Origin of the sequence: Helicovermis profundi, assembly GCF_033097505.1 — a bacterium.
Taxonomy (GTDB): domain Bacteria; phylum Bacillota; class Clostridia; order Peptostreptococcales; family Acidaminobacteraceae; genus Helicovermis; species Helicovermis profundi.
The window spans coordinates 1,466,848-1,481,858 of the sequence record NZ_AP028654.1 but is presented as its reverse complement, the minus strand read 5'-3'; the positions used below and the strand labels follow the sequence as shown (position 1 = coordinate 1,481,858).

Sequence of the window (15,011 nt, the reverse complement as noted above, 5' to 3'; positions counted from 1 at the left end):
ATTAGTTTGCTAAAAAAATCAAGAATTAAATATGGCTCCAACAATTGGTGAAATTGATTCAACAAAATTAAAATCATTTGCATCAAATTCTTTCTCTGAAATTCTAACATTTAATATAATAAGCCCTTCTGTTTTACTATTTATAACAACCGGAGAAACTATGCAAGAATTCCAATTAATTTCATTTTTTATAGTGGTTCTTATAATATTATTCCAATTAACAAAATACTCACCTTTCGTTCTTCCACGATATTTTTCGATGAATTCGCTGTCAATATAATCGTATTTAATCCAATTATCAGTGCTTTTTTTACAAGTATATGACAAATTAGAATCATTGGAGTATTTTACAATTGTGCAGTATTCAGCTTCAGTTATATCTAATAAATTTTTACTAGCAATTAAAAGCTTATCATTTTTCCTTATATTAATTTTAATAAGATCTAACACGTTAATTATTGCCTGAACATTTCTAGAGTCATTTGAAATGTCTCCAGAAATCACCCCAGATAATCGATTAAATCTTTCGCTATCATTCTCTATTTGTTTGTTCCAAACAGTTGTAAGATTACGTCCATTATTTTTTGAAAAGTATAAAGCCTTATCCGCTTTTTCAACTAGCTCTTGCTCATTAATGCCATCATTTGGATAAGAAGATATTCCAAAACTCATTGTCACTAAAACATTTCCTTCATCTAAAAAATACCCATATATGTTATTTCTAATTTTTTCGCAAATTTTATAAGCTTCTTCAGTATTTGTATTTGGTAAGATCATTATAAATTCTTCTCCACCATATCTTCCAACTTTATCTGTTTTTCTTAAACTGCTATTTAAAATCTTTCCTATTCTCTTTAATACTTCATCTCCTTTAAGATGCCCATAAGTATCATTTATATTCTTAAATTTATCAATATCACTCATTACCACAGAAAAATTAGAACTAATTTGTTTTGATTTAAATAATTCTTTACTAAAAATTTCCTCAATTCTTCCTCTTAGCAATACTTCTGTTAATTTATCCCTTGTTGAAAGTGTTTTCAAATTATAATTTTCTACCATTAGATAAACCATCTTGTTTATATCAATAAAATGATTTAAAGTCTCACTTGTAAAATTATTAAATATTTTTCCTGATTCTAAGTAAATATAACCAACTGTTCTTTTTGTAAAATTGTAACCATCGCTTTCTCTTTTAAATTCATATTTATCAGTATCATCAACCGCTGATTCTTCTTTAATTGGCAAACATATAATTGACTTCTGTTCTTTTGTGAGCAAATAATTGTTTTCATTGTAGTAAATCTTACTTAATAAAACTCCTTTTTCAGTACTTCCTGATTTTTTAATGAAATCTTCTATATTTGTAACTATTCTTTCATCATCAGAAGCAATATAGTCTACAATTTTACCCAATTCATTGGTAATGTATATATAGCCAAAATCTGCAAAACTTTTCTGTATAAAATATTTTAGTATCAAACTTAAATTATACTTTTCATTCAAAGTAAATTCAATTACTAATTTTTCAATACTCTCAATTGAAAGATTTATATTTGCATTAAAAGATTTATTTATTTTTTTTACAAATTTTTCATCATTATAAAAATCAGATATAGAAGAAAAATCAAAATAATCATTTATATCACTATATTTCATATCACTATATTTTAACTTCGCATCCTTTTTATTATTCTTAATCACTTTATTCTTTAATGAAACGATCCGATTTCTTAAATCTAATTTAACTTCATCATTATGCAAAAAATCAAGTTTATGATCAATATATATTTTGTCAGTCAAATCTTTAATAATATCAAGTGCATTATAATAATTATTAATCGCATTATAATAATCTTTTACACTGTAATATTCATCAGCTATTAATTTATAAATATACCATTTGTCTTCCTTAAGTAAGACATTTTTTTCATCTAAAAGAATTTCATTGTAATGTTTTATTCTGTTATTCACAAAAACAACTTCAGATATTTTTCTCTTTGTTTTCAGATTATCAGAGTCGTAAATTTCTCTTAAAGCATTATCAAGATTTAGAATTTCTTTTACTGCAAAAACCTCTCTATTGTTAGAAATTTTTTTAATTATTTCAAAAAGTATTTTTCTAAACGAGGCTATTTCATTTAAATTTATTGTTGTATTTATAAAACTAATTATATTCTTTCTATCAATGATTTTAGAATCAGAAATAAGTTTATTCTTATAATTTTTTAAAGCAAAAGAATACATTTTTATTCTATTACTACTTTTACCATTAATAGCAGTAAATTTATTTATCCAAATTTCTGCAAGTAAATAATTCTTAATTGATAAATAATATTCAATATGAACAAAATAATAATTATTATCGATACTCTTTTTATTATTCATAGTTTTGTAATCAATCTCTAATTTTTTTAAGATTGAATATGCTTTTTCATAATTATTAATTTTAATAAATAAAAAGCATTTATTTAATGATACCGTAAACAAATAATACGAATCTTCTGCTTCTTCCGAAAGCGAATAAGCTTTATTTAAGTAATGAATTGATTGCAAGTATTCATCATCATTATAAAATGATTCACCAATATTAATGTAGTAAATAATTTTCATTTCAATATTTGAGTTTATATTTAAATTAGAAATTGATTTTTTAAAATAAAATCTTGCTTTTGAATTAAGCCCATAATAATCATTATAGATAACACCAATATTATTTAAAAGTACATTCAACTCTTCTTTCATAGAATAATTGCTAAAAATTTCATAACACTGTTCAAAATTTTTCAAAGCTTCTTCAAAGTTCCCAGTCATATGTTCATATTTAGCATATTCATTTAAAAATTTTGAATAGTATTTTTTTTCATCAATTGCCTCAGTAAAATTAATATAAAAAATAGAAGTATCTTTTAATTTCATTGGTTCATTTTTCTTTAAATACGTTTTACAAAGCATAAGTGCACTGTCAAATTCGCCAATTGTATATCCTTTTTCTTTTGATAAGTTAATATTTTCTAGTAATATTTTCTCTGACTCTTCAAATCTCAGTTGTTTATTAAATATTTTAGAAATATAAATATTTGAATCAATAAATTCCTTTGTGTTATTAAGTTCCTTTGAAAGGGAATTGACTTCTGAAAAAACATCATATGCTTTTTTATAATTGTGATTTTTGAAATATGATATACCTATTTTGAACAGTATTTTAATAAAATCTATTTCTAACACTTCATGATCTGTATAAATATCAAGTGCATTTTCTAAATGCTCAATTGATTGTGCAAATAAACGTTTTTTACTAAGCTTATCAGCATAATCTACTAAATAATCAATTGCCTTCTTATATTCGTATGAAAATAAAAGTTGAAAGACTATTTCCTCATCAAATTCAATGCTATTCCTACTTGAATTTTCTAAAAGAATCGCAGTATTGACCCTATGCATATTGATTTTTTTAACATTATCAATTAAATCTAAAATATATTTTTTTTCACCATAATTTTTGTATGCAATGCTAAATCCAAAATCATTAAGCTTTTTTATTAAAATGCCACATTCTATATACTTTAATAAAGTTTTATCCAAATCGCTAATGCCTATATTTAGAATTTTTATTAAAATGTTCAAATTAACCGCATTTTCGAAACTTGAAATGATTCTGAGTATATTTAATTCAAATTTAGATGTATTCTCTAAAAACTTTAGAAAATTTCCATCTGACTTTGACATATTTCTTATTATAACATCTAAATCTTCGACATCTTTTATCACCCAAGTATTCATTTCATTTACATAAATTCTTTTTTTTCTAAACAAATCATTAATTACGGTTTTTAATTCTAAAGGATTACCTCCTATATCACGCATTAGCTTTGTTGTAAAAGTTGTTGGAAGATAATTGATTCCCATTAATTCTCTTATATATTTATTAGATTCATCATAATTAAATCTCATAAGCCTTTTTATAACAACTTGATTATTTACTAAGCACTCATTAAAAAAAATATCACTCGAAATTAATTCATCTGACGTTGAAACAATTTTTATTTTACTTAAAGGGTCTAGGTTGTTCATATGAGTAAAGATATTTTTTTCATATTCACTAAAATTATCTATATTATCAATTATCAATATAATTTTATGCAATTTACTAAGTTCTTTTAAAAAATTATATATACGGTTGGATATTTTTAAATTTTCCATATTTCCATCTAATATTTTCGAGGGTTCGATATTAAATTTTCTACATAATTTAGGATCGAGCTTAGTTAAATCAGCACCATACTTTTTTATTAGCGAACTATCAAATTCTATTTTTCTCGCAATCAAATTTAGCATTATAGTAAAATTAAAAAATTGTGATTCGCTTTTTACTACATCTATGATAAAAACGTTCTCTCCTAAATATTTTTGTGATAAATATATTTCATTTAATAGCTTAGTTTTTCCAATTCCTTTTTCTCCATAAAAAATTATTGATTTTTTCTTTTCACTAGTTTCCGTATTCAAAAATGAATTTATATAATTCAATTCATTTTTCCTACCAACAAATAAAGTTTTATTCTGAACCTTATTATATTTAATACCTTCCATCTCTATTTTTTCTAATCTAAGTAAAGCAAGAACGTTTTTTGATACTTCATTTATTGAGAAATATCTTTCATTTCTAAAAGTACTTATCATTTTACGAATAATTTCAAACATTTTATTTTCTATATTATCATACACTTCATAAATTGAACTTTTTTCAATATCATATTTATAAAACAAATAATATAAAAAATAGCCAAATGAAAAAATATCAGATTTATAAAAAAATTTACTGTCCCATAAAACTTCTGGTGCTATAAAAGAGGAACATTTTAATAAATTTAAACGATACGATTTATCGAACATTTCAATATGTACAAGGTTATTAAATACAGCTTTAATTTTATTATCTTTTCTTAAAAATTTTATATTTTCAAAACTTAAATATCTATAAACAAATCCTCTAAAATGCAAATATTCAAGCACTTTAATTACTTCAAAAATAACTTGCCTTGTCTCATCATACGATAACTCTTGATAATCTACTAAGTTTTTACGATCATAGTATTCATATGTATAAAAATATTGTACTCTTTTATTAATTTTACCATCTAACACTTCAATAAGTTCGAAATTGTATATCTCTGCAATATTATCAGATGCAATAGATTTTAATTTTATAAAATTTTTAATCAAATCCTTTATAAGCACTTCGTTAGACTCTTCTAAAGTAAATACTTTTAAAAATATTTTTTTTAGCCTTTTTTTTATATCACTTGCTAAATAGGTTTTTCCAGTACCGTCTTCTGAAATTTCCCTTAATATTTTATACCTTTTATTAATAAATTTCATATTGCCTCCATAAATGAATTTCTTGGATTCAGAGGGGATTTTTACTTCCACTGAATCATAGAAAACATAATCCGGGGCCTTTTTAGAGTTCTTTATCCCCCACTTTTTTAAGAAGTGGGGGATAAAGAACTCTAAGGCATCGGATAAAATTTAATGATATATTCATATTACATATATATAATAACATTTTTTAATATATATTTGAATTAATTTTGTTTTTTTGATATATTAGTAAGGTAACTTAAAATATTTTTACAATAACCTAATATAATTATAGGTGGAGGAAAAATGAACAAAACTAAAGTGGAAAAATTAAAAGAACAATTGCACAATTTAAAATCTAATTATAAAGAAAGCACTTTGACTTTCATGATAGTACCAGAAAATAATAAAAAAATTAAAAAGTATTCATTTAAAAAGCCCACCATTTTATTTAGCTTTGGTGTTTCAATTCTGATTATTTCTATAATTTTTGTATCCAATTTTTATTTTTATATTAATAACAACTTCTTAACTTCAAAAAACATTGAATTGACAAAAACTATTGAAATTAACAATGATAAAATTGCTAATCTTACAGAACTAAATGAAACTCAAAACACCAAAATTGATGTACTTAAAAAATCTGTTAACGCTTCTGCTGACTATTTTGATAAGAAATTTTCAGAACTTGAAAATTTAGAAAATAAATTAAATTCTTTAGTAGCAACTTTAAATACAAATGATTCAAAAGATATCAAAATACCTACTTCTCGTTCTTTAGACAGGACAACTATAATGGAGAAAAACAAACAACTTGTGACTGAAAAAGAAAATTTAATAAGCGAAGCTAAATCAATTTCCAAAGAAGATGAAATTGATATAATTTTAAAAGAACAAACTAATGATTTTTCAAAGCTTATTAGCGATGTTGAAGAAAGACTAAAATTCCTTGAATGTAGACCTGATTTAGTACCTACTTCAGGAAGATTATCTTCAAAATTTGGTAAAAGAATTGACCCCATAACTGGAAAACATTCTTTTCATGACGGAATTGATATTGCAAATAAAGTTGGTACTCCTGTAAAATCTGCAGGTAATGGTATTGTTATAAAAACTGCATATAGTAAAAGTTACGGCAATATTATTATTATTGATCATGGCTATAATTACAAAACAGTTTATGCTCATCTAAGTAAAATACTTATAAAGGAAGGCCAAGAAGTTCAAAAAGGAGATAAAATTGCCGAAATGGGAAATACCGGCAGAAGTACAGGACCACATCTGCACTTTGAAATTAGATATAAGAATCAAAAAATTAATCCAGAAACTATTTTAAGCAAATAAAGATAAAGGAGTTTTTTATGTTTAATAAAAAGAATATAATGAATGAAACAAATGATTTTGATATCGTTATAGGAGAAAATTCTATATTTGATGGAAAAATTAGTAGTGAGGGATCAATAAGAATCGACGGCAAACTTGAAGGTGATATTGAAGCACGTGGAAATATCGTAATCGGTGGTAGCGCTCTTATTAATGGTAATATAATTACAAACGATATAAAAATAAGTGGACTAGTTAATGGTAATATTTTAGCAAAAGGATTACTAAAAATATATGAAACCGGCAATTTAAACGGAGATCTTGAATGTTCAAGTTTTATCATTGAAGAAGGTGGAACCTTTGAGGGCCGCTGTAATATTAAAGGAAATAAAAGTAGCTTAGACGATAATAATGCTTTTGAAAATTATGATAATCTGGATTTGAATACGAAAACTGATAACGATGAATCGTTAATAAGTGAAAAAGAGAATAAGGCAGATAAAAAAAATAAAAAGAAGTCACATTATAATAAATAAAAAAAAGGAGAATTTTTAATTAAATTCTCCTTTTTATATTATCGGAATATATCCATTAATACTCTCTTTACTATTAACATTTAAAAGCATCTCTTTTATTGTGTTTGATATAATTTCAAAGCCAATTTTAATATCACTTTCAGAAACTGAAGCTATACTTATTCTATAAAAAGAATTGACGTCAGAATATGAAAAAAACTCTTCTCCATATGCAATAACAACACCTTTTTTTAATAGATTTTTATATAACTCTTTCGAATCTAAATTTGATGGTAATGACAACCAAAAATTTAATCCCCCTTTTGGAATATTACAAATCATCTCATTATTATATTTTTTAGTCAAAAGATTTTTTACCAAATCAAACTTTGTTTTGTAAGTGTTAACAATAATTTGCAATTGATTTTCTAGGGAATTATTTCTAAGAAATACATCAAATGCTCTTTGTAACAAACCGGATGTTGAAATATCAGTTATATGCTTTGCATATAATAATTCTTTTTCTAAAATAGAAGGAGAAATAATAAAACCTAACCTAAGTCCTGGCATAATTACTTTAGAAAAACTTTTAATGTATATTACCTTTTTTTGCTTATCTAAAGATTTTAAAGACTCATTAGAATCTCCATTAAAATTTAGTTCGCTAGAATAATCATCTTCAATAATGTAAAATTTGTATTTGTATGCAAGTTCCAATAATCTTAATTTGTTATTTTTACTATAACTATAACCCGTAGGGTTTTGAAAATTTGGAATCGAATAAAAAAATTTAGGACTATGATTTTTGCATATTTTTTCTACCAATTCTATATTAACTCCACCTTGTTCTATCGGCGCTTTAATTACATTTGCTCCCCTCATATTAAAAGATGCAAGCGCACCTGCATAGGTTGGATTTTCAACAATTACCGTATCTCCAAAATCAACTAATCCTTTAGAAATAATATCAATTCCTTGCTGTGCTCCAGAGATAATATGTATATTTTCAGGACTTGCTTTAATGTTACTAGATTCAAGATACTTGCTTAAAGACTCTCTAAGTGGCTTAAATCCTTTTATTTCTTGATATTCAAATGCTTTGCCTTTGTCTCTATCTAGAGTTATATTTATTGCATCTTTAAAGTTATCTACTGGAAACAGATTTGGCTCAATAGAAGTTAAAGAAAAATCAATAAATTCATTTCCAACTAAATTATTAAAAACTTCAGTTTCAAGTGAATTAACGAATGTTCCACTTCCTATAATTTTATAGACATACCCATTTTCTTCGAGCATTTTATATGCATTTACAACCGTTACATTATTTACAGATAAAGAATTAGCAAGTTTTCTAATGGGTGGTAATTTTGAATCAGTTTTAAGTATTCCATTTACAATCTGTTTTTTTATAATTTTATACAATTGTACATAAAGATGTTCTTTAGTGTCTCTTTTTAAATGTATATCATAAATTCTATCCATAAATACCTCGCAGTCCTAACAAAATCTCTCTTTATAAATAAGTATACATAATAAAAAAGCCTTCAATAAGAAGACTTTCCCAGAATGCCGTCACCCTGAAAATTCAGCACCACACCTTTGTTAGGTGGGTGGACTATCCAATGCTTCTGAAGTCCTTTAATTAAGGCATGTCATAGGTATTAGAACGCGTACTCCCTACGTCTTGTCAGTGGTTGAATTTTATTAGGCAACAAACACCCCAGGAAACTATAACTTAATTATACTCCAATTTTACCAATAAATCTACCTTTCTTGAATATTTCTGACATTCTTTATAATATAATTAACTGATCCATCACCATTATATTTTATTTCAAATCTCATTTTATCTTTAAAAAATTCTTGCTCAGCACGTAAAACGAAACCTGTATCTGTTTTAATTGATTTATTTTTCATTTTTTTTTCTACCCATTTTTTATCAATATCAATTGTTTCACTTATATCTATTCCTTTTTTTTCAAGTTCTTCAATAAACATCTCTCTCTTATCACTTTCATCAATAATATTATTAGTTAGTTCGACTACATCTAGCACACCTCTTTCTAAAAAAACATCATTGACATCTTCCCTTATATCTAACGCTTTATCAATATCCTCTTTTAAATTTTTTCTTATCCATTTTTCAACAGAATCTTTAACGAGTAAAGTTGCACCTGTATTATCAACAACTTCACCGGCTTCAATAAAATCACTTAAAAAGAAATCAATAATTTCATTCTCACTATTTTTATAGGGCTTATTAACAGCAATCATATCGTAATCATTCGAAGTTTCGCTTTTTATAAATACACTATTCCCTATTTTTTGATTAACTCCAGGAAGCGAAGTTTCTTGTGTTGTCATATTAACAAAAAAATCATCATCTAAATATTCAATTTCATGAACATAAGCTACTTGATAATCTAGTTTTAGTATTGCAATATAATTTTCATTATCGCTTGCGAATTTACATACAAGCAAATCACAAGACGGAATATCATTATATTTTTTTAAAGTTTTGTATAACTTTATAGCAATTTTTTTAGATTCTTCTACAAAACTATTATCATCTTCAATCATATTATTAACAGCTAATTTTATAGAACAGTTTTTATCATAAAATTTTGCTGTATCATTTGTAAAATCGTTAAGTCCTTTTATTATTTGCTTATATAAAAATTCGTATATACTATCATTTAATTCTAATTCTTTATTTGCAAGAAGTGGTTCATCTGCACCCACATCAACTATATGTAGTATTGCTTTTTCAATAGTAATATCCTGAATATATCTCATTTCGTTTCCTCCTAAATAATATATACTAAATTATTTTCTAAGACTCATTAATAATTCAGAAATATCACGTGGTATATTTGAAATAACATTAATTATTTCATTTGTTCTTACATTTTTAAAAGTAATTTCAATTCCATGCAAGGCCTGTCTTGGGAAAATCACAGCATCTCCACCATAAAGTTCATCTCCGACTAAAGGGTTTCCAAGATGAGAAAAGTGAACTCTGATTTGATGAGTTCTTCCCGTTTCTAATATAATTTCTACCAAAGTATATTTCTCAAATGTTTCTAAAGTTTTATAATGAGTTATTGATTTTTGTCCATCTACTATTACACTTCTTTTTATATCTGTTTCATTTAATCTACCAATTGGTAAATTAATTGTTCCTTCTTTTTTCTCAAGCTTTCCATGTAGAAGTGCAATATATTTCTTCTTTATAGTATTATCTCTCATTTGATTAGAAATAATTTGTTGTGCATATGAATTTTTTGCAATTAATAATATGCCAGAAGTATCTCTATCTAATCTGTTTATAAACCTTATTTTAGTATTAATCCCTCTTTGATTAAAAATATAGGCAAGCCCATTTGCAATTGTTGAGCTTTGATATCGTTTTGTAGGGTGCACAACCCTATATGGTTCTTTATCAATAACAAGCATATCTAAATCTTCATATAGAATTGGTATATTCATTTGTTCAGCTTCAAACTGATTTTCTTCAAGGTCTAAAATGACTTTAATAGTATCATTGTTTCTCATATTCATATTTACAGAAGCACCGCCTCTATCATTGACAAAAATATTCTTAGTTCTTTTCGACTTTCTAATGAGGCGAGAAGAAAGTTTCATTTTATTTACTAATATTTCTAGTAGAGGTTTACCTAAATCTTCATCAATACAACGATATATAAGCTCATCCGTTTTATTTCCCTCAATCATTCTATAGTCCTCCCAAAAAACAAAACCTATCTCATAATAATGAAATAGGCTCTTATTTTATTAAATATTCTAAAATTAACCTTGTTTTTGTCGATTCCTCTAATACAATTATATAATAATCAAGATATTTATCACAATAGTCAACTATATCTTGAGAGGAATCTTTACTTCCTCTAATCTCAATTATATTAGTTTTAATTTTTTTCCATCCTAGTTTGTATAAAATTTCTAAACTTTCAGAGCTAATTAATTCTATTGGAACCGATCCATAAATATTGCCGTGAATTGTTGTATGTTGCTTCCAAAACTCATTATGATTATTAATCGCTCTTGCTATTGAGAGTTGTTCGGTTCTTTCATTAGAAAAATTTTCTAAGTAATTACCTTCAAAAACATTTAATACAGTAATAGGCTTATAAACGAATTCAATTGTGTTTAGAATTTTTTTATTAATATTTTTAACTTCTTTAAATTCTACACTACAATTTGTTTCTTTAGCAAAAGATTCTTTTAAATCGTCTATCACTGTTTCCATTTTACCTATTTCTTTATAAAATTTATCAGTTTCACAATATAAAATTGATTGTTCAAGTAAAAACAAAATTTTTCTCATTTCATATATTTTATTTTGCATAATTATCTCCTAATAGTAAATAAGATCACTAAGAATATTATAACAGATTTTTATTAATTTGCATAAAAGAAAAACATTTTAAAAATAAAAATTCTTATTTTTAAAATGTTTTATCTGATATTTTTAATTTATCCGATGCCTTAGAGTTCTAATACCCCCACTTCTTAAAAAAGTGTGGGTATAAAGAACTCTAAAAAGGCTCTGGATTATGTTTTCTAAGATTCAGTGGGAGTAAAAACTCCCTCTGAATCCAAGAAATTCATTTATAAACTCTAAAGTGTAAAAAACCTAATGAAAAAATCGAATTTTACTTAAAAACATATTAATATCCGAGAATATTAAAACCATTATCTACGTGGAGCACTTCGCCAGTTACACCTGTCCCCATATCACTACATAAAAATAATGCTGCATTTCCAAGTTGTTCATGTGTTACAAGTTTTCTTATTGGGGCTTTTGATAAAAATACACTCGCAATATCATTAAAATCGCCAACTCCTTTTGCAGCCAAAGTTTTAATTGGACCCGCCGAAATAGCATTTACTCTAATTCCTGCCTGACCTAAATCGTGAGCAAGATATTTAACGCTAGATTCCAGTGAAGCTTTCGCAACTCCCATAACATTATAATTTTTAACAACTCTTTCTCCACCTAAGTAAGTCATTGTCACAATAGCTCCACCCTCACTCATAATATCTTTTGCGTACTTTGTGACTTTTACAAGTGAAAAAGCACTAATATTTTGAGCCATAAGAAAACCATCTCTAGATGTATCATAATAGTTACCTCTTAGTTCTTCTTTTTTTGCATGAGCAATACTATGTACTACCGAATGAATTACAGGATAGCTCTTAGCAATCAAATCAAAAGTTTTTTTGATTTCTTCATCATTTGTTACATCACATTCAACTAATAGAGCATTACTGTAATTCTCAGCTGCTAAAAGTTTTTCAATAGAATTCTTGGTTTTTTCACCTAGATATGTGAAAATAACATTTCCATCATGTTCGATAAATTTTTTTGCAATTCCCCATGCGATACTCCATTTATTAGCAACACCCATAACAACTAAATTTTTATTTTTAAGTAAACCTGACATTAACTTCCTCCTAATTTTAGCATCTGATACTAACACTTAGTTATATTATAACTGATTTATATGTAATAATCAATAGTTGATACAAATGAATTTAATAGTTCATCAAAAGTTTAAAGTACGAACTATTAGTGCATATTACAAATTAATCATTCGCCAATCCAAAGTTCAATATTGATTTTTAAAAATTTATAAATTATTTACTTTACATATAAAAAATCTATGTTATAATTATTCAATATATCAGATACACATTAGTTTTTTCAACGCTTATACAAAATTTAGTTTCATATATTTTTCCACTACATATGTAACTAAATACTTCATCATTATTAACTTTTCTAACTTTATTAGCAAGGTTTTATAGTTATATTAGCTTTTTAAGATTATACGCATTATATTTATTAAAAATTATAGGGGGGTAACATGAAAGAATTGATTTACTATATTAATCCAAAAAAAATGAAAACCGAGGAAATTAAAAAAATTTTAGAAAAGCACAGGGAAATAAAATTTGTTTCTTTAATTTCTGTTGATTTAGGTAACAATCATACAGACGAAAGAATACCAATTGAAAATATGCTAAATGATATTAATGCATTTTTGACAATTGGTGCACAAACTGATGGTTCTTCAGTTAATCTACCAGGCATAGCAGAAATTAATAATGCCAAAGTTGATTTAATTCCTGACCTAAACTGCAAATGGTTTATTGATTATAATTCATCAAATATTGATGAAAGTACAAATCTTCCTACTGGTACACTTCAAATTCCATCATTCTTAAAACACGAATCTGGATATGTTGATTCAAGATCTGTTCTCAAAAGAGCCGAGAAGTATTTTAACAAGGCAATTTTGAGTTTATTAAAAGATAATCCCTACTATCTTAACTTACTAGGATTAAAAAATATAGATGAAATTTCATCTGTTGAATTAACATCTGCTACAGAATTAGAATTTTGGGTTAAAACACCTGACCATAGAAGTGATATAGAAAAACTTACAACTTCACAAACTCTAAAAGAACAATATTGGAAAAGAACAATCGGACCTGTTAGAACAGCCCTTGAACAATCTCTTGAATCACTTAATAAGTTTGGGTACGAAGCTGAAATGGGACATAAAGAAGTTGGCGGAGTACCTGCAAAACTTGCAGGTATTAATAAATACTCACATATAATGGAACAGCTCGAAATAGACTGGAAATTTGATAATGTTATGCAGACTGCTGACAATGAGATGATGTCTAAAGATATAATCAGAGAAGTCTTTGTAAAACATGGTCTTGATATTACTTTTGATGCAAAACCTATTGAAGGAGTTGCTGGAAGTGGTGAACATCACCATGTTGGAGTTGCTTTAAAATTGGTAAATGGCAAAACTATCAACTTATTTTCTCCTATAAATATGGAAAAAGAATTTCTTAATCCAATCGGACTTGGTGCATTAATGGGAATATTAAAAAATTATGAAATTATAAACCCATTTGTAACATCTTCAAATGACGCATTCAATAGATTAAAAGTTGGATTTGAAGCACCAATATGTACCGTTTGCTCCTTAGGGCATTCACCTGAGACACCTTCAAGAAATAGAACCGTCTTAATCGGGTTAGTCAGAGATATAAATTCACCTCTTGCTACAAGATTTGAACTACGTTCTCCTAATCCATCTACTAACACTTATTTAACATTATCTTCAGTATATTTAAGTATGCTTGATGGTATAGAATCAATTATTGAAAATAAAATGGACTATGAAACTGCATATAATGAATTAAACAAAGAAAATAATAGTGATTCTTATTACCTTGAAAAAAATAGAAAATATAGAAGCGAAGAAGATGTATTTGAATTTTACAGTGAAGAAGAAAGAAATAAATTTTTCGGAAAACCACCAAGAACAGTATTTGAAAACATATCTTCTTTTGATATTTATAAAAAGAAAATAGACGTACTTACTAAAGGAAATGTATTTACAAAAGAAATTTTAAATTCATATAAGCAATCAATAACATCAATGTGGACAACTCAACTTAAGAATCGAATATTAAATCATAATATTAATCTAATTAGAAGATACAAGAAACTCCACGGGGAAAAAGATGTTACTGATCTTGACATTGTAAATTGGGAAAAAATCAATTCTATTAGACATAATCTAATGAAAGATAGTCTTAATAATGAATCCTTATTTACTAAAATTAGTAAAGCGATTGACTCTAATGATTTTGAAAAAGTTTCTGACTTACAAATTAAAATGAATGATGATATGATTAGTCTAAAAGATTTATATCAAATTTACAAGCACAATCTACTTGAATTTGTTGACTAAAAAAATC

9 protein-coding genes and 1 other RNA gene are annotated in these 15,011 nt (G+C 25.9%); 3 read left to right on the top strand and 7 right to left on the bottom strand.

Going from position 1 to position 15,011, the window contains the following annotated elements; genetic code table 11:
• Positions 1–18: 18 nt before the first annotated feature.
• Positions 19–5,382, bottom strand: a complete 5,364-nt coding sequence (locus AACH12_RS06500) for a diguanylate cyclase (protein ID WP_338537249.1) — start codon at positions 5,380–5,382, stop codon at positions 19–21.
• Positions 5,383–5,670: 288 nt separating this feature from the next.
• Between AACH12_RS06500 and AACH12_RS06495 the strand changes: the two genes are divergently transcribed.
• Positions 5,671–6,708 carry a M23 family metallopeptidase gene (locus AACH12_RS06495; protein WP_338537248.1) on the top strand — a complete coding sequence of 346 codons (1,038 nt, stop codon included), beginning with the start codon at positions 5,671–5,673 and terminating at the stop codon, positions 6,706–6,708.
• Positions 6,709–6,725: 17 nt separating this feature from the next.
• Positions 6,726–7,223 (top strand): bactofilin family protein, encoded by a 498-nt coding sequence (locus AACH12_RS06490; RefSeq protein ID WP_338537247.1) that lies wholly within the window; start codon positions 6,726–6,728, stop codon positions 7,221–7,223.
• 33 nt (positions 7,224–7,256) lie between these two features.
• Here AACH12_RS06490 and pdxR read toward each other — a convergent pair whose 3' ends face one another.
• From pdxR to AACH12_RS06460, 6 genes are all read right to left on the bottom strand, one after another.
• Positions 7,257–8,684 carry a MocR-like pyridoxine biosynthesis transcription factor PdxR gene (gene pdxR / locus AACH12_RS06485; RefSeq protein WP_338537246.1) on the bottom strand — a complete coding sequence of 476 codons (1,428 nt, stop codon included), beginning with the start codon at positions 8,682–8,684 and terminating at the stop codon, positions 7,257–7,259.
• A gap of 72 nt (positions 8,685–8,756) precedes the next feature.
• A non-coding RNA gene (gene ssrS / locus AACH12_RS06480) (6S RNA) lies at positions 8,757–8,932 on the bottom strand.
• Positions 8,933–8,966: 34 nt separating this feature from the next.
• Positions 8,967–9,998 carry a nucleoid-associated protein gene (locus tag AACH12_RS06475; protein ID WP_338537245.1) on the bottom strand — a complete coding sequence of 344 codons (1,032 nt, stop codon included), beginning with the start codon at positions 9,996–9,998 and terminating at the stop codon, positions 8,967–8,969.
• A gap of 30 nt (positions 9,999–10,028) precedes the next feature.
• Positions 10,029–10,937: an RluA family pseudouridine synthase gene (locus AACH12_RS06470; RefSeq protein WP_338537244.1), complete on the bottom strand. Its 909-nt coding sequence runs from the start codon at positions 10,935–10,937 to the stop codon at positions 10,029–10,031.
• 52 nt (positions 10,938–10,989) lie between these two features.
• A complete protein-coding gene (locus tag AACH12_RS06465) occupies positions 10,990–11,571 on the bottom strand; it encodes a hypothetical protein (protein ID WP_338537243.1) in 582 nt (193 codons plus the stop codon).
• 322 nt (positions 11,572–11,893) lie between these two features.
• On the bottom strand, positions 11,894–12,670 hold the full coding sequence (locus AACH12_RS06460; protein WP_338537242.1) for an enoyl-ACP reductase FabI: 777 nt from the start codon (positions 12,668–12,670) through the stop codon (positions 11,894–11,896).
• Between the two features lie 423 nt (positions 12,671–13,093).
• On the opposite strand from AACH12_RS06460, the gene AACH12_RS06455 reads away from it, so the two are divergent.
• Entirely contained in the window at positions 13,094–15,004 is a 1,911-nt protein-coding gene (locus AACH12_RS06455) for a type I glutamate--ammonia ligase (RefSeq protein ID WP_338537241.1), read from the top strand.
• Positions 15,005–15,011: the final 7 nt, after the last annotated feature.